This window comes from Micrococcus sp. MS-ASIII-49 (assembly GCF_000946635.1).
Lineage (GTDB): Bacteria > Actinomycetota > Actinomycetes > Actinomycetales > Micrococcaceae > Micrococcus > Micrococcus luteus.
Genome location: NZ_JXSP01000031.1, coordinates 1 through 14,680 on the forward strand (window position 1 = coordinate 1; position 14,680 = coordinate 14,680).

Below are 14,680 nucleotides of genomic sequence, written 5' to 3' on the forward strand. Positions count from 1 at the left end.
CCCGCCATGAGCTCCGAGTGGCGCCGGGGCGAACTGGATCAGGCAGGCCGCCGAGCAACACCCGGACCAGACCGTCTCGTACGGCCACATGAGCGGGCGCGGCCGAATCTCACGAGGAGCGGTGCGAACGGCCGGTGGTGGAGGAATGAGCGTGTCCACACCCGTGCCCCGCGGGGCCGCGTGTTAGATAGACTGTCCGCAACAGAGCCCCCGCCAAGCTTCTCATTGCAGGCCTTGCTCCAGCGACGCAGCTCAAATGCGCGGGGGCCATGTGCATCTCGGAGGGGCACGTGAAGGACAACCGCAAACCCTGGATCTCCTACGACGAGCAGATCGACCTACTGCGCCGACGAGGGATGGTGATCGACGACGTCGACATCGCGCTGGAGGAACTCCGCAGGGTCGGCTACTACCGGCTCTCCGGGTACTGGCGTTTCTTCCAGCACGACCCTGCGTTCGGAGACAACCGTTTCCGGGACGGCACGCGATTCTCGAAGATCGCCTCTCTGTACCGCTCGGACGAGCAGCTTCGTGAGCAGTGCGGCATGGCGGTCGCAGAGGTGGAGGTGGCTCTCCGCACGTCGTTCGCCCACGTGATCGCAGAACGGCATGGTCCGTACGGTGTCTTCCTGAAGGCTGATTCCTACACCCAGCCTCCGAAACGCCAGGTGCCCGTGGACCAAGCGATTCGGGATGACCTGGATCGTGCTCGACAGCCGTTCGTGGTGCGTCATCGTGCCGACGGCTACCGCCAGCCTCCGGTGTGGGCCGTCGTCGACGTCCTGTCCCTCGACACCCTCTCCGAGGCGATCGACTGCATCCGCGATGATCAGGTGCGGCGTGGCGTCGCCGGCACATGGGGCCTTCGGCAGATGGGGTTCTCCTCCACCGTCCGCAGCCTCGCCGTGCTGCGCAATACATGTGCGCACCATTCGCGGTTGTGGAACACCGTGCCGCCGAATCTCCCCGATCTCGGCCTGAAGGCGGCCAAGATCAAACGGCGATGGGGGCAGTACGACAGCCAGAGCATGATGCCTCTGCTGGTTGGCCTGGCCACCTACTGCAGCGCGGTCTCCCAAAGCGACTGGTTCGAGGAGAGCGCGCAAGAGCTGCTGGCCGAGGGAGGGCACTTCTCGGACGGACTCCGCACTCCGATGCCCTACGCGTCGGCCGGCGGTTGAGGTGGGACGCGGTTGCGCCGCACCGTTTCCTGCCGGCCCCGCCGCTACGCTCGCCCTATGAAGATCGGACTGTGCAAGCCCAGCCTCACGGCGTCCTTCACGGACTGGACTGCCGGCCGCGCTTCGGGCCAGCCCGAGCCTGACCCCGGCAACCTGCTGCGGACTCGCGCGTGAGTGCGGCATCGCCCCGGGGGGAGTGGCGGCCAGGCACCACCGTCACCCGACCCGAGCGGCCGCCGACGCCGGAGGAGATCGAGGCGATCGTCGTCCTGCGCCGCCTCGCCCACGAGCGCGTCGAAGCTGACTGGCACGGCGGCCCGCAGCCGGACGGCACGATCCACCTCCCGTGGGCGACGTACGACGAGCGCATCTGGACCGGCCTGGATGCGGTGCAGGCCGTCGTCGGGGTGGACCGGGAGTACCGGCCGGAACTGGCCGAGCCCGGTCTGTTCGGCCCCATCGAGCAGTACACGCGTGACGAACTCGCCAGCGTCTTCATGTGGGTGGTGTCCGGCGAGCGCTTCTCCGACGGGCACGTCAATGGGCTGATCCATGACGGCACCATCGCAGCCTTGCTGGACCGGCTCGCGGAACTCATGGACACCTCCGGCGACGGGGTCGACACTCCCGCCTCCACCCTGGACCTCCTCGCCGCCACCCCGGCCCCCCGCCCGCTCGACCCGGCGGACGTCGCCGCGGCGCTCGCGGCCGCGCCCGAGCTGGCCGGCTGGGCGGTCGCCGCCTCGGGTTCCGCTTCCACCACCCCGCCTGAGCTCGCCATCACCTATGCCACCGGCGACTTCGCCACCGCCCTCGCCCTGGCGGACCGGATCGGGGAGGCCGCCGAGGCCGCCGACCACCACCCGGACCTCGCCGTCTCCTACGGCCGTCTCGGCGTGCGCATGCACAGCCACGACATCCGCGCCCTGACCTCCCGGGACGTGCGTCTGGCCCGCACCGTCGCCCGCCTCGCCGCCGAGGTGCTCGCCCCCACCGCCCTGGCCGCCTACGGGACCCTCGCCCCGGGCCGCTCGAACGCCCGCGTCATGGACGGCGTCCGCGGCACCTGGGCGCCCGGCACCGTCCGCGGCGTGCTCCACGCCAGCGGCGTCGGCGCCGCCACGGGCTACCCGGGCGTCGTCCTCGCCACCCCGGCCGCAACGGAGCACCCCGCCGCCCAGATCGCCGACGTCCCCGCCCAGCTGCTGGTCTCCGTCGACCTCCCGGACCACTGGGACCGCCTCGACGCCTTCGAGGGCGCCGGCTACCGGCGCGTGCCCGCCGTCGTCGCCCTGGACGACGACGCCGTCCGTCCCGCCTACCTCTACGAGCTGGTCCCCGATGCCGTCCCGCCGTCCGCCTGAGCGCCCCGTCGTCGGCCCCGCCGCTCCCGACGTCGCCCCGTCCCGTCCGGTCCCCGGGTCCTGTCAGCGCGCGCTCGTCCGGCGCTCGCCGCTGATCCTCGCCGCGGTCGTGCTGCTTGTCAGCGCCGCCGTCCTCGCCGCCCGGGGCGAGACGGAGGCGGCCGGCCTCAGCGTGCAGATCGCGATGGTCGTCCCCGTGACGATCGCCGTCGAGCGCGCGGCCCGGGTCCGCCTGCCCACCTCCCTGCACGCGATGTATGCGGCTCTCCTGCTGTCCGCCCCGTGGCTGGGCGCCGCGCTCGGGCGCTACGCCGCCTGGCCGTGGTGGGACGTCCTCGTGCACTTCTTCTCGGGCGTGCCCATCGCGCTGGGGGCCGTCCTGCTCCTGGGCGTCGCCGCCGCCCGCCGGAGCCTGGTCATGCCGCCCGGGCTCGAGGCCCTCACCGTGGTGGGGCTGCACTCGCTCGTGGCCCTGGCGTGGGAGGTCGCCGAGTTCACCGCGGACCAGGTGCTCGGCGCCCAGACCCAGAAAGGCAACACGGACACCATGACGGACCTGATCGTGGGCACGCTGGGGGCGCTGCTCGTCGCGCTCGTGCTCTACGCGCACCGCACCCGGGGATGGTTCCCCTGGATGGCCCGCTTCGCCGGGGCTCGGACGGACCTCGCCGGGGGGCCGGCGCAGCCGCCGCCGGCCTGAGCCCGCGGCGGCGTCGCCTCAGTGGGCGACGCCGCCGGCCTGGGCCGCGGCCCGCCCCTCACCGGCCCGCGAACGCCTCCACCCGCCGCACGGCCTCCGGGTGCTCGGACGCCGCCGCGATCGACGCCGCCTCCTGCCGCACATGTGCACGCAGCGCCTCGACGTCGGCCCCGCGCGCCAGCGCCTTCGTCGGCCCATAGGTGTGCGCCGGACCGGCCACCAGCTCGTCCTCGAGCTCCGCCAGACGCGCCGCGAACGCGTCCCCGGCCACCGCCTCGGTCGCCAGGCCCCACTCCACGGCCTCGGTCCCGGTCAGGCGCCGACCGCCGAGCAACAGCTGCGTCGCGCGCACCGGCCCCAGCACCCGCGGCAGCCAGTAGGACACGCCCGTGTCCGGTGTCATCCCGAGCGCGGAGAACGCCGTCACCAGCTGCGCGTCCTCGCGCACCAGCACGACGTCGCCGCCCAGCATGAGCCCGAGCCCCGCCCCGGCGGCCGTCCCGTTGACGCCGGCCAGCACCAGCAGGCGAGAGCCCGTCAGCGCCACCGCGACCTCGCCCGCCGCCTCGCCAAGTTCCTGGATCATCGCGCGCCGCTCCGGCCCGGCGGGGGAGGCGGCCATGGCCTGGACGTCCCCGCCGCCGCAGAAGATCCGTCCCGCGCCGGTCAGCGTGAGCACGTGCACGGACTCGTCCGCCTCGGCCGCGGCGATCGCCGCGAGCACCTCGCGCGCCATCGTCAGTCCGAGCGCGTTGCCCTTCGCGGGCCGGTTCAGCGTCAGCCGCACGACGCCGGGCCGCGTCTCGACGAGGACGGCGGGGGCGTCGTCGGAGGAAGAAGGGGTGGGTGCGGTGCTCATGTCAGCTCCTGGGGTTGGCGGGTGCGGTGCACGGGTGCCGGCCGCGAGGACGGCCGGCCGGGCATGGGGTGGGTGCGCGATCCGAAGCGCGCCGCCTACAACGCGGTCTACAAGCGCACCACGTTCAGCGTCTGGGACCTGTTCCGCTGAGTCTGTTCCTCACGCGGGCTGGTCCGCCTCGTCCTCGTCATGCTCCTCCACGCTGCGGATCAGGGCCCGCAGGAACGCGGCCGCGCCGGCGAGCTCGGCCGGGGTGAGGCCCTCCACCGCGGCGAGCATACTGCGGTGCATGGCGCCCAGGGTGGCGCGGACCTCGTGGTCCGTCTTGGCCGTCGGCTCCACCACCACGGATCGGCGGTCCTGTGGGTGGGGCGCCCGTCGGGCGTAGCCGTCTCGGACCAGTCGGTCCACCAGGGCGCTGGCGGAGGCCGGGGTGATCTCCAGGGCGCTGGCCAGATCCCGCTGACGGACCTTGTGGCCGCGTCGGTCGGCCCGCAGCAGGTAACGCAGGGCTGACAGGTGGGTCTCTCCCATCCCCATGCTGTCCCGGGTGCGGGCGCGCATGCGCCGTTCGGCCTCCCGGTAGCGTCGCAGCAGGTTGAGCACGTCCACAGGTTCGATCTCGTTGGCGCCGCGGGTGTACCAGTAGCCCGACGTCGGTTCGCCATCCGTGCTGGTCAGCGTGATGTGCTCCTCACCCATGCGCTCTTGAACCTCCCTGTTCACGTCACCCCGAAAATTTGGTTAGTCTTCCTAACGCATAGTTAGACTAACATTTTCCAGGTCACGGCGATCTCTGTGAGGGGGCGCCCGGGCCGCGGCGAGAGGAATGTCATGACAGCAACGCTGGAGGCCCCCCAGGCCATGGGGCGGACCCTGTCCGCCGTCCCGCCCGTCCTCGAGTCCCCGGCGCCGCAGCCCGCCGCCTTCCGTCAGCGCTGCGCCCTCCTGGCCATGAGTGCCGCGCGGGCCGTCACCGTGTTCCCCGAGGTCGCTGAGGCCAGGTTCGCCATCACCGGCACCCCCTCCGCCCCCGCGCTGGAGGTGGACTGCATCCTGCGGGACGGAGAGGACACCGCGGCGGTCATCGAGACCATCACGGTGCACCTCGTCGAGGACCTCGAGGAGCTGCTCGGCGCACGGTTCCACGAACGTCGGCTGGAGCTGGTCGTGGACCGCAGCCTGCCCCGGGTGGGCGTGGGGGTCGTCTCCGCGCCCTGAGGGAGGCGCTCACGCGAACGCGCTCATCCCGGTCAGGTCCCGGCCGAGGATCAACGCCTGCACGGACTCGGTGCCCTCGTAGGTGTGCAGCGCCTCGACGTCGGCGAAGTGCCGCATCACCCGGTGCTCCAGGAGGATGCCGTTGCCGCCGAGCATGTCCCGGGCGATCTGCGCCACCCGCCGCGCGCCCCGGGTGCAGGCGTACTTCAGCAGGGAGGCCTGCTCGTCACGCAGCCGCCCGGCCGCCTGCAGGCGGGCCACGGCCACGCAACGGGTCTGCATCGCGGTCACCTCGTCCAGCATCTGCGCGAGCCGTTCCTGCACCATCTGGTGCGCTCCCAGCGGCTTGCCGAACTGCTCCCGCTGCCGGGCGTAGGCCAGCGCGGCCTCGAACATCGCGGTCGCGTGGCCCAGCGCGGACCAGCCCACGTTCACGCGGGTGGCCACCAGCGCGCGCGCGGCGTCCTTGAACCTCGCCACGCCCGGCAGCCGCGCGTCGTCGCCGACCCGCACGTCGGTCAGCGTGATCTCGGCCTGGTGGATCGCCCGCAGCGCGCCCTTGCCCGTGATCACCTCGGCCTCGTAGCCGGGCGTGGACTGCTCCACCACGAAGCCCTTGACCTGGCCGTCCTCGGTGTCGCGCGCCCACACGATCGTGATGCCCCCGGCGGCCCCGTTGCCGATCCACTTCTTGGCGCCGTTCAGCACCCAGCCGCCGGCGCCGTCGGGCCGCGCGGACGTCTCGAGGGACACCGAGTCCGAACCGTGCAGCGGCTCCGTGAGCGCGAACCCGCCCGGCAGCGTGCCGCGCGCCACCGGCTCGAGGTACCGCTCCTTCTGCTCCGGGCTCGCGCAGTGCACCAGGGCGCGCAGCACGAGCCCGCCCTGCACGGCCGCAGCCGCGGCCATCGACCCGTCCGCCCGGGAGATCTCCATCGCCACCAGGCCCGCGGCCAACGGCGACATCACCGGGTGCCCCGGCACCTCCAGCCCGTCGGTGAGCAGGTCCAGCTCGCCCGCCCGCGCCACCAGGTCCAACGGGTACTCCGCCCGGTCCCAGTGCCCGTCGATCCGCTCGAGCACCTCCCGGCCGTAGGCGCGGGCGCGGTCCCAGTGCGCGCGGTCCTCGTCCGTCGCCTCCCCGAACGCGTCCAGGTAATCGACGTCCAGGGGCGTGACGACGTCGTAGATCGGCTTCTGCAGGCTGGTCACTTCGACCCCTGCGTCCGCTCGGCGCGCAGCGCGCGCTTGAGCAGCTTGCCCGACTGGTTCCGCGGCAGCTCCGCCACGAAGTCCACGCGCTTGGGCACCTTGAAGCCCGCCAGCCGCTCCTTCACGTGGGCGCGCACGGTCTCCGCGGTCAGCTCAGCGCCCTCCTTGAGCACGACGACGGCGGTCACCGCCTCGATCCAGCGTTCGTCCGGCAGGCCGATGACGGCGACCTCGGCCACCTCATCGAGCTCGTAGATCGCGTCCTCGACCTCCCGCGGGGCGACCAGCACGCCGCCCGTGTTGATGACGTCCTTGATGCGGTCCACCACCTGGATGTAGCCGGCCGCGTCCTGGGTGACCTGGTCGCCGGAGCGGAACCAGCCGTCGTCGGTGAAGGCGTCCGCGGTGGCGTCCGGGCGGTTCCAGTAGCCGGAGAGCAGCTGCGGCGAGCGGTACTGGATCTCGCCGGGCTCGCCGGGCGCGGCGGGGGCGCCGTCGGCCGTCATCACCCGCGCCTCCACGTGGAACACGGGGCGGCCGCATGAGGCCGGCCGCGCGTCGTGCTCCTCGGGGCGCAGCACCGTGCACAGGGGGCCCAGCTCGGACTGGCCGAAGCAGTTGTAGAAGCCGATGCCCGGCTGGCTCTGACGCAGGCGCTGCAGCACGGTCACCGGCATGATCGAGGCCCCGTACTGGGCCTTGCGCAGCGAGGAGAGGTCGCGCGTGGCCAGGTCCGGATGGTTCGCCAGCGGCACCCAGACGGTGGGCGCCAGGAACAGGGAGCCGATGTGCTCGGTCTCCACGAGCTCGAGCATCCGGGGGATGTCCGGGGCGGCGAGCAGTCGCACCGTGGCGCCGAGGCTCAGGTAGGGGAGCAGGAACACGTGCATCGCGGCCGAGTGGTACAGCGGCATGGCCACCAGGGGGCGGTCCTCGGCCGTGAAGTCCAGCGCGATGATCGAGGAGAGGTACTCCGCCACGAGCGCCCGGTGGGACATCATGGCGCCCTTGGGGGTGGAGGTGGTGCCGGAGGTGTAGAGCAGCTGGGCCAGGTCGGTGGCCGACACCTCCGCCTCCGGGGCGGCGGCGTCCAACGTCTCGTCCCGGGCGGTCTCCAGCACGGAGGGCTCGGCGTGGCCGGCGGGGAGCATGGTCCACACGTGCCGCAGAGCCGACGCGCGGCCCTCGGCCCGGACCTGGTCGACCCGCTCGAGCATGCCGGCGTCGGCCACGAGCAGCTCCGCGCCGGAGTCCTCGAGGGCGTGCGCGAGCTCGCCGCCCTTGAGCGCGAAGTTCACGGGCACGTGCACGTAGCCGGCCGTGACGCAGGCGAGGAAGAGCAGCGCGTAGGCGTCCGAGTTGGCGGCGTAGGCGGCCACCCGGGTGCCGGCCGGCAGGCCGGTGTCCTGGAGACGGCGGGCCACGCGGTGCGCTCCGTCCCGGAGCTGGGCGTAGGTCCAGTCGCGGTCCTCGAAGCGCAGGGCGACGGCCTGCGGGGAGCGGGCGACCGCGCGTGCGAACACGCGGCCGATCGTGTCCTCCGGGGCGGGGGAGAGGTGGGTGGCGGCGTCGGTGGGGTGGGTGATCTGGTCGGGCATGGGAACCTCCGGGGGATGGGTCAGAGACGTTCGATCACGGTGACGTTGGCCTGGCCGCCGCCCTCGCACATGGTCTGCAGGCCGTAGCGGCCGCCCGTGCGCTCGAGCTCGTGCAGCAGGGAGGTCATCAGGCGGGCGCCGGTGGCGCCGATGGGGTGGCCTAGGGCGATCGCCCCGCCGTTGACGTTGACCTTCGCCGGGTCCGCGCCGGTCTCGGTCAGCCAGGCCAGCACGACGGCGGCGAACGCCTCGTTGATCTCCACGAGGTCCATGTCGTCGATGGTCAGGCCCATGCGGTCGAGCGCGTACGCCGTCGCCGGGATCGGGGCGGAGAGCATCATCACGGGGTCGGCGCCGCGGGCGGAGAGGTGGTGGATGCGGGCTCGCGGGGTGAGGCCGTGGCGGCGCACGGCCTCCTCGGAGGCGAGCAGGAGGGCGGCCGCGCCGTCGGACATCTGGGACGCGGTGGCCGCGGTGTGCAGCCCGCCGGGGACGATCGGGTCGAGCGAGGCGATCTTCGCGGCGTCCGGGGTGCGGGGGCCCTCGTCCGCGGTGAGGCCGGCGAGCGGGATGATCTCGCGGTCGAAGCGACCGTCGGCCTGGGCGGCGAGCGCGCGCTCGTGGGAGCGCACCGCGAACTCCTCCAGGGCGTCACGGTCCAGGTTCCAGTGCCGGGCCATCATCTCGGCCCCGCGGAACTGGGAGATCTCCTCGTCCCCGTAGCGGGCGGCCCAGGACTCGGAGCCGGTGAACGGGTCGGGGAAGCCGAAGTCGGCGGCCGCGCTGTTGGACCGGGAGAGCGGGATCGCGGACATGGACTGCACGCCGCCGGCGACGACGAGGTCCGCCGTCCCGCTCATGACGGCCTGTGCGGCGTAGTGCACCGCCTGCTGGCCGGAGCCGCACTGGCGTTCGACCGTGGTGCCGGGGACGTCCTCGGAGAGCCCGGCCGCGAGCCAGGCGTTGCGCGCCACGTCCATGGCCTGCGGGCCGAGCTGGTCGATGCAGCCGAGGATGACCTCGTCGTATTCGGCCGAGTCGATGTCCTGGCGGGCGACGAGCTCGCGCAACGGCGCGGCCGCCAGATCGAGGGGATGCACACCGGCGAGCCCCTTCCCTCGGCGACCCACGGGGGTGCGGACGGCGTCGATGATGTAGGCCTCGGGCATGGGGGCTCCTCTGGACGGCGGGGACGTGACGCCGATCACGCTATTGCTTGGACGTCCAACGATCAAGAGGGTGACGGGATCCGTCGCGGCGGCGTGGAGGAGCGCCGTTTCGTCAACGAAAGCGGCTCGGGGCGCGCCGTTTCGGCCACGAAAGCGCTGGGGCGGGCGTCGCCATACCCTGGTCAGGACCCCCTGCCCCGGGCCTACCATGAGGGCCAGCGGCGCGCACCCGTGCCGCCGAGACGAGAGGAGCCGGCCATGGCCACCCCGCACACCCCCGACCCCCAGGACGCCCGGCGCGCACGCGAGGCGACGGACGAGACCTCCGGCGTCGCGTTCGACGGCGACACGCCCCCAGCCGAGGGCGCGGGCGTCGGCCCGGACAACCCGGGCATGGACGTGGAGCAGACCGGCGAGCGCTCGGTCGGCAAGATCGTGCTCGCGGTGATCATCGCCCTCGTGGTCATCGGCGTCCTGCTGTTCATCCTGGGCCGCGTCGCCGGCCTCGGCTGAGCCGCGGCGCAGACGCCTGGGGCACGCCGCCGGCCCACCACGACCGCGGGGCGGGCACCGATCCGTCGGTGCCCGCCCCATGCCGTGTCCGCTCCGCGGTGATGCTGTTCAGCGGCGACTCCCCGCCCGCGCAGCGGTCAGAAGCCGCCGCCCACGGTCCGGCGGCCACCCGCCGCGCGTCGGCCGACGGCACCGGACCGACCGCGGGAGGCGAGGGCCCCGCCGAGCAGCCCGCCCAGCAGGCCGGTGCCGAGGCCGCCCGTGGACCGGGCCGAGGGCCCGAAGCCGCCGCGGTACGCACCGGGGCGGCGCCCGCGCGTCGTGCCCCCGGCGCCGCGGCGCGAGAGCTCACGCAGCGCCAGACCGCCGAGCGTGCCCAGGAGGGCACCGCCCAGGCCGCTGGAGGGGCGTCGCTGAGAGCGGGCCTGCCGGCCGAAGCCGGGGGACCGGCCGACGTGTGCACCGATGGTGGGTCGGCTGGAGCGGCGGCCGCCGCCGAGAGTGCGGGTGAGGCTGGAGAGGATGCCCATGTGTCCTCCTCGGACGTCGTGCCGGCCGCTCGGGCGTGGCCGGTCGGGTGCGCCTCAACCTAGGCGCCGACCCCCGCACGGTGTCCAGACCGGGCCTCCTCATGCATCGAGGCGGGATATCCACCCCACGGCCGCCCGCGGCAGCCAGATGGGGTCGATATCCCGCCTCGAAACGCGCGGGCGGGGGCGTCAGTCCTGGAGCGGGGAGGTCTTCGGCTCGTCCCGCCACAGGGCCACGTTCCGTGCCTCGGGCAGGTCGGAGAGGTGGAAGCCCGGATCCATGCCCGCCTTGAGCTTGCGCTCGTAGTCCCGGAGCAGCTTCACGGCCAGTCCGCCCAGCGGGATGATCGCCACGAGGTTGATGGTCGCCATGAGGGCCGCGAACGTGTCCGCGAGGTTCCACACCAGCGCCACGGAGCCCAGCGCGCCGCCGACCACGCACACCAGCACGAGCACGCGGAACACGGTGATGGCCGGGCCCGCGTGGCGGCCGGCCAGGTACCGGATGTTGGCCTCGCCGTAGTAGGTGTTGCCCAGCACGGAGGACCAGGCCAGGAAGAAGATGATGACGGTCAGCGCCGGGCCGGCCCACGCGCCCACGGCCTGCTGGAGCGCACCCTGGGTCACCTGCATGCCGAGCGCCTCCCCGCGTCCGTAGGCCGGGTTGGAGAGCAGGACGACGAACGCGGTGGCCGAGCACACGATCAGGGTGTCGAAGTAGACGCCCAGGGACTGCACGAAGCCCTGCTTGGCCGGGTGGGAGACGGCCGCGGTGGCGGCGGCGTTCGGGGCGGAGCCCATGCCGGCCTCGTTGGAGAACATGCCGCGGCGCACGCCCTGCATCACCATCGTCATGCCGACGGCGGCGCCCGCGACCTCGCGCAGGCCGAAGGCGTGGCCCACGATCAGCGCGATCATGCCCGGGACCTCGGTGATGTTGACGACCATCACGATCAGGGCCAGGAAGATGTAGAACGTGGCCATCACGGGGACCAGCACGTTGGTCACGGCCGAGAGCCGGCGCACGCCGCCGAAGATCACGAGGCCGGTGAGGGCGGCCAGGCCCAGGCCCACGATCCACGCGGTGGTGGAGGACGCGCCCCAGTTGGCCTGCACGGACTCGGAGATCGAGTTGGACTGCACGGCGTTGAACACGAAGCCGTAGGTCACGGTGATGGCGACGGCGAACACGGCCGCCAGCCACTTCGCGCCCAGACCGTCGCGGATGTAGTACGCGGGCCCGCCGAAGTAGCCGTCCGCGCCCTTCTGCTTGTACAGCTGGGCCAGCGTGGACTCGACGAACGCGGTGGCGCCGCCGATGATCGCCAGCAGCCACATCCAGAACACGGCGCCCGGGCCGCCGATCACGATCGCGATCGCCACGCCGGCCACGTTGCCGGTGCCCACGCGCGAGGCCGCCGAGATGGTGAAGGCGCGGAACGGGCTCACGCCGTCGTTCTCGAATCCGGTCTGGGACTTGGCCGTCACCGACCGCAGCATCTCCGGGAGCATGCGCACCTGCACGCCCACGGTCCGGATGGTGAACCACACCCCGGCCACGAAGAGCAGCGCCATCACGACGTACCAGTACTTGTCGTTCAGGGCCGTGATGGCCGCTGTGATCTGTTCCACTGTCGCTTCCACAGCCCCACCCTAGAGGCTGGGGCGGAGGACGGGGAATCGGGGCCGGGGTCAGCCGGCGGCGGCGTCGTCCTCGACGCGGAGCTGGATCAGCTGCCCCATCCGCTCGGGCAGGTCCCCCTCGGGGGTGCCGACGCTGGCGTGGCGGGCGGCGGCCCGGGCGAGGTCGTCGGCCAGTTCGTTGCCGTGCACGCCCACGTGGCCCTTGACCCACGTGGTGTCCACCTGGACGTCCGCGGCCTGCGCCAGGTCGACGGCGGCCAGCAGGCGCCGCAGGGTGCGGCGGATGCGCTCGCCCCGGGCGCCGCCGAGGGTGAGCCGCTCGCGGCGGGCGGCGTTGAGCAGGGCCAGCGCGGCGCGCGAGTCCGAGTGGATGGTGACCCGGCCGCCGGGGGTGCCCGCCCACGCGCAGATCACGTGCCCCAGCACGAGCGCCTCGAGTTCCACCTCGAGCGGCATCGTGGCCCCGGCCACGGCCTGCACGGCCCACATGCTCGGCCCGGCGACGGCGGCCGCCCCGCCGATGCGGGAGCCGCGCAGCACGGAGCCGTCCACGTACACGTCCGTCACGTCCGCCTCGTCCGCGAACGTGAGGCTGTGGGTCACCCCGGGCAGGTTGCGGCGCAGGAAGCGGTCCGTGCGGCGGCGGGAGAGGAAGACGCCGGAGGAGCGGCGCAGCGCGTCCTCCTCCTCCTGGGCGGCCTCGATGGCCTCGAGCGGGATCCGGGCCGCGCCCGTCTGGGCGACCGTCTCCGGGTCCACGTCCGGCAGCAGGTAGCTGGAGCGCTGCGTGCCCACGGGGGACTCGTCGAGCCGGTAGGAGACCACGCGCGTGTCCACGGGGGCGAGGACCTCGAGCAGGGAGAGCAGCTCGGCGTCCCGGTCCGAGCGCAGCCGCACGATCACCGGGCGCTCCGGTGGCAGGTCGACGGTGACGGTGGACCAGAAGACGCTCAGATGCGCCGTGCCGACCATCCCGGTGTAGACGTGGCCGCGGACGTCGTCGCCGAGCTCGCGCAGCTCGAGCTCGCGGGCCACGTAGACGATGCCCCCCGTCGTCGGATGCAGGTCCAGGCGGAGGGCGGGGCCGTGGTCCACGCCGGGCAGCATGGCCAGCGGGCTGGCCACCACGCGGACGCCGTCCCGGCGGATCCGGGTGCGCGGCGGGGAGGGGCGGGGGACGACGGGGCCGGTGCGCGTGAGGTCGACGCCGTTCCGGTCCCGCGGGGTGCCCCGAGGCCGGCGGGCACGGACCACGCGCAGCGGGCGGTGCTGCTCCTCCGCCTTGGCGCCCGGGCCACGGAAGTCCCAGCCCACGTCGACGAGCGCCGCGGGGTGTGCGGGCTCGACGTCGTGATGCAGCGTCCGGTCCACGACCGTCCGCGGGTGGTTGATCCGTGCTCCCATGGCTTCGCCGGCTGTGTCGAAGGGGACCGCGCCGGAACTGTGAGCCGGGTCCGGCGGGCCATGCTGGTCCTGCGGCGGTCGGGCGGGATCGCCGTGGACGAAGGGGACGACCCGTCCCGACCTGTTCTGCTCTGGGCGACCTTACCGAGCGCACCTGTGAGGAGGCAGGTCTCCTCTCCTCGGCCTCCCGCGCGGCCGCGTCGGACGAGGCGTCAGAGCGGGTCCGTGCGGTGCCGCTGCACGTCCGGGCCGGTCGGCACGCCGAGCGCCTGCGCCTGCGCGCGCTGCTGCCGCAGGGACACGGTGCCCAGCAGCAGCGCCAGGGCCCGCTCCCCGTCCTCCGGGGTGTCCGCCGCCTCGGTGAGCAGACGGTGCAGGCCGAGGCCGCCCAGCCCGAGCGCGAGGGCGGAGAGCACCACGTCCGCCCCGTCCCGGTGCCGCAGCAGGGCGGCCTCCGCGGCCTCGGCGCGGCCCGCCAGGTCCGTGACGCGGCGGGCGCGCACGGTCTCCTCCGCCTCGGCGACGATCCGGTCCGCCACCCGCGCCAGCAGCGACTGCTTGTCCGGCACGTGCCAGTACAGCGCGGAGGCCTGCACGCCCAGCACCGCGGCCACGCGCCGCATGGACAGGTCGCCCATGCCGAAGTCCTGCAGGATCCCGACGGCGGCGTCCACCACGTCCTGGGCGGTCAGCCGGGGGCGGGGTGCGGGCGGGGTCATGCCTGAGAGGCTACCGCCGGGCCGTCCTCCTCCGCCGCGATGCGTCCCCCCGCGCCGAGGCGCACGGTGCGGTCGGCCATCACGGCGGCCTCCGCGAGGTCGTGGGTGACGACGACGCCGGTCGTCCCCGCCGCCCGCAGCACCGCCCGGATGTCCTCGGCCAGGCGCCGGCGCAGGTCCGCGTCGAGCGCGGACAGCGGCTCGTCCAGCAGGAGCACCCGCGGGGCCGGGGCCAGCGACCGGGCGAGCGCCACGCGCTGGGCCTGCCCGCCGGAGAGTCGCTGCACGGGCCGGTCCGTGAGCTCGGTCAGGCCCACCAGGTCCAGCAGCTCGGCCACGCGTGCCCGCCGCCGGGCCCGGTCCCAGCCGGCGGACTCGAGGCCGTACGCCACGTTCCGGCCCACGGTCCGGTGCGGGAACAGCTGCCCGTCCTGGAACACCATCCCCACGCCCCGGCGGTGCGTCGGCACCGCCGCCACGTCCCGCCCGTCGAGCTCCACCGTGCCCGCCACGACGTCCTCGAGCCCGGCGATCCCGCGCAGGATGGTGGACTTGCCCGAGCCGGA

16 protein-coding genes are annotated in these 14,680 nt (G+C 73.7%); 6 read left to right on the forward strand and 10 right to left on the reverse strand.

Annotation, left to right across the window (positions count from 1 at the left end; translation table 11 throughout):
- Positions 1–290: 290 nt before the first annotated feature.
- The 3 genes from SJ20_RS02245 to SJ20_RS02260 all read left to right on the forward strand — a co-directional run bounded on the left by SJ20_RS02245 (position 291) and on the right by SJ20_RS02260 (position 3,245).
- The gene (locus SJ20_RS02245; protein ID WP_165577050.1) at positions 291–1,181 is read left to right on the forward strand and encodes an Abi family protein; all 891 of its coding nucleotides are present in this window, start codon (positions 291–293) and stop codon (positions 1,179–1,181) included.
- Positions 1,182–1,351: 170 nt separating this feature from the next.
- On the forward strand, positions 1,352–2,545 hold the full coding sequence (locus SJ20_RS12065) for a 4a-hydroxytetrahydrobiopterin dehydratase (RefSeq protein ID WP_052833424.1): 1,194 nt from the start codon (positions 1,352–1,354) through the stop codon (positions 2,543–2,545).
- Positions 2,546–2,654: 109 nt separating this feature from the next.
- Complete coding sequence (locus SJ20_RS02260; protein ID WP_131661431.1) at positions 2,655–3,245, forward strand: hypothetical protein; 591 nt, start codon at positions 2,655–2,657, stop codon at positions 3,243–3,245.
- Positions 3,246–3,303: 58 nt separating this feature from the next.
- Here the strand turns inward: SJ20_RS02260 and SJ20_RS02265 are convergent, their stop codons facing one another.
- Entirely contained in the window at positions 3,304–4,104 is an 801-nt protein-coding gene (locus tag SJ20_RS02265; protein WP_044658807.1) for an enoyl-CoA hydratase/isomerase family protein, read from the reverse strand.
- A 21-nt stretch (positions 4,105–4,125) separates the two neighbouring features.
- Here SJ20_RS02265 and SJ20_RS12260 point away from each other — a divergent pair, with 21 nt between their 5' ends.
- Positions 4,126–4,254, forward strand: a complete 129-nt coding sequence (locus SJ20_RS12260; protein ID WP_255351296.1) for a hypothetical protein — start codon at positions 4,126–4,128, stop codon at positions 4,252–4,254.
- 9 nt (positions 4,255–4,263) lie between these two features.
- Here the strand turns inward: SJ20_RS12260 and SJ20_RS02270 are convergent, their stop codons facing one another.
- Positions 4,264–4,806, reverse strand: a complete 543-nt coding sequence (locus SJ20_RS02270) for a MarR family winged helix-turn-helix transcriptional regulator (protein ID WP_044658808.1) — start codon at positions 4,804–4,806, stop codon at positions 4,264–4,266.
- 132 nt (positions 4,807–4,938) lie between these two features.
- Here SJ20_RS02270 and SJ20_RS02275 point away from each other — a divergent pair, with 132 nt between their 5' ends.
- Positions 4,939–5,325: a hypothetical protein gene (locus SJ20_RS02275; protein WP_044658809.1), complete on the forward strand. Its 387-nt coding sequence runs from the start codon at positions 4,939–4,941 to the stop codon at positions 5,323–5,325.
- Between the two features lie 9 nt (positions 5,326–5,334).
- Here the strand turns inward: SJ20_RS02275 and SJ20_RS02280 are convergent, their stop codons facing one another.
- From SJ20_RS02280 to SJ20_RS02290, 3 genes are read right to left on the reverse strand one after another with little or no spacing between them, the layout of a single operon-like run.
- Positions 5,335–6,537 (reverse strand): acyl-CoA dehydrogenase family protein, encoded by a 1,203-nt coding sequence (locus tag SJ20_RS02280; RefSeq protein ID WP_044658810.1) that lies wholly within the window; start codon positions 6,535–6,537, stop codon positions 5,335–5,337.
- Positions 6,534–8,135 (reverse strand): fatty acyl-CoA synthetase, encoded by a 1,602-nt coding sequence (locus SJ20_RS02285; protein ID WP_044658811.1) that lies wholly within the window; start codon positions 8,133–8,135, stop codon positions 6,534–6,536. The genes SJ20_RS02280 and SJ20_RS02285 overlap by 4 nt, the downstream gene beginning before the upstream one ends.
- Before the next feature lie 20 nt (positions 8,136–8,155).
- Complete coding sequence (locus tag SJ20_RS02290) at positions 8,156–9,304, reverse strand: acetyl-CoA C-acetyltransferase (RefSeq protein WP_044658812.1); 1,149 nt, start codon at positions 9,302–9,304, stop codon at positions 8,156–8,158.
- Positions 9,305–9,562: 258 nt separating this feature from the next.
- Between SJ20_RS02290 and SJ20_RS02295 the strand changes: the two genes are divergently transcribed.
- On the forward strand, positions 9,563–9,817 hold the full coding sequence (locus SJ20_RS02295) for a DUF6480 family protein (RefSeq protein ID WP_044658813.1): 255 nt from the start codon (positions 9,563–9,565) through the stop codon (positions 9,815–9,817).
- A gap of 137 nt (positions 9,818–9,954) precedes the next feature.
- On the opposite strand, the gene SJ20_RS02300 is transcribed toward SJ20_RS02295, so the two are convergent.
- The 5 genes from SJ20_RS02300 to SJ20_RS02320 all read right to left on the reverse strand — a co-directional run.
- Positions 9,955–10,347 (reverse strand): hypothetical protein, encoded by a 393-nt coding sequence (locus tag SJ20_RS02300; protein WP_044658814.1) that lies wholly within the window; start codon positions 10,345–10,347, stop codon positions 9,955–9,957.
- A 189-nt stretch (positions 10,348–10,536) separates the two neighbouring features.
- Positions 10,537–11,979: a sodium:alanine symporter family protein gene (locus SJ20_RS02305; RefSeq protein WP_044658815.1), complete on the reverse strand. Its 1,443-nt coding sequence runs from the start codon at positions 11,977–11,979 to the stop codon at positions 10,537–10,539.
- A gap of 60 nt (positions 11,980–12,039) precedes the next feature.
- Positions 12,040–13,395: an RNase H family protein gene (locus SJ20_RS02310; RefSeq protein ID WP_044658816.1), complete on the reverse strand. Its 1,356-nt coding sequence runs from the start codon at positions 13,393–13,395 to the stop codon at positions 12,040–12,042.
- 212 nt (positions 13,396–13,607) lie between these two features.
- Complete coding sequence (locus tag SJ20_RS02315; RefSeq protein ID WP_010080165.1) at positions 13,608–14,114, reverse strand: TetR family transcriptional regulator; 507 nt, start codon at positions 14,112–14,114, stop codon at positions 13,608–13,610.
- A partial coding sequence (locus tag SJ20_RS02320; protein ID WP_044658817.1) for an ABC transporter ATP-binding protein occupies positions 14,111–14,680 on the reverse strand: 570 nt, incomplete at its 5' end. The genes SJ20_RS02315 and SJ20_RS02320, both read right to left, overlap by 4 nt.

Excerpts from the sequence above, each read along its gene's own strand:
- SJ20_RS02270 (WP_044658808.1), bottom strand. The coding sequence starts at position 4,806 with ATGGGTGAGGAGCACATCACGCTGACCAGCACGGATGGCGAACCGACG.
- SJ20_RS02295 (WP_044658813.1), top strand. The coding sequence starts at position 9,563 with ATGGCCACCCCGCACACCCCCGACCCCCAGGACGCCCGGCGCGCACGC.
- SJ20_RS02290 (WP_044658812.1), bottom strand. The coding sequence starts at position 9,304 with ATGCCCGAGGCCTACATCATCGACGCCGTCCGCACCCCCGTGGGTCGC.
- SJ20_RS02275 (WP_044658809.1), top strand. The coding sequence starts at position 4,939 with ATGACAGCAACGCTGGAGGCCCCCCAGGCCATGGGGCGGACCCTGTCC.
- SJ20_RS02315 (WP_010080165.1), bottom strand. The coding sequence starts at position 14,114 with ATGACCCCGCCCGCACCCCGCCCCCGGCTGACCGCCCAGGACGTGGTG.
- SJ20_RS02265 (WP_044658807.1), bottom strand. The coding sequence starts at position 4,104 with ATGAGCACCGCACCCACCCCTTCTTCCTCCGACGACGCCCCCGCCGTC.
- SJ20_RS02300 (WP_044658814.1), bottom strand. The coding sequence starts at position 10,347 with ATGGGCATCCTCTCCAGCCTCACCCGCACTCTCGGCGGCGGCCGCCGC.
- SJ20_RS02285 (WP_044658811.1), bottom strand. The coding sequence starts at position 8,135 with ATGCCCGACCAGATCACCCACCCCACCGACGCCGCCACCCACCTCTCC.
- SJ20_RS02310 (WP_044658816.1), bottom strand. The coding sequence starts at position 13,395 with ATGGGAGCACGGATCAACCACCCGCGGACGGTCGTGGACCGGACGCTG.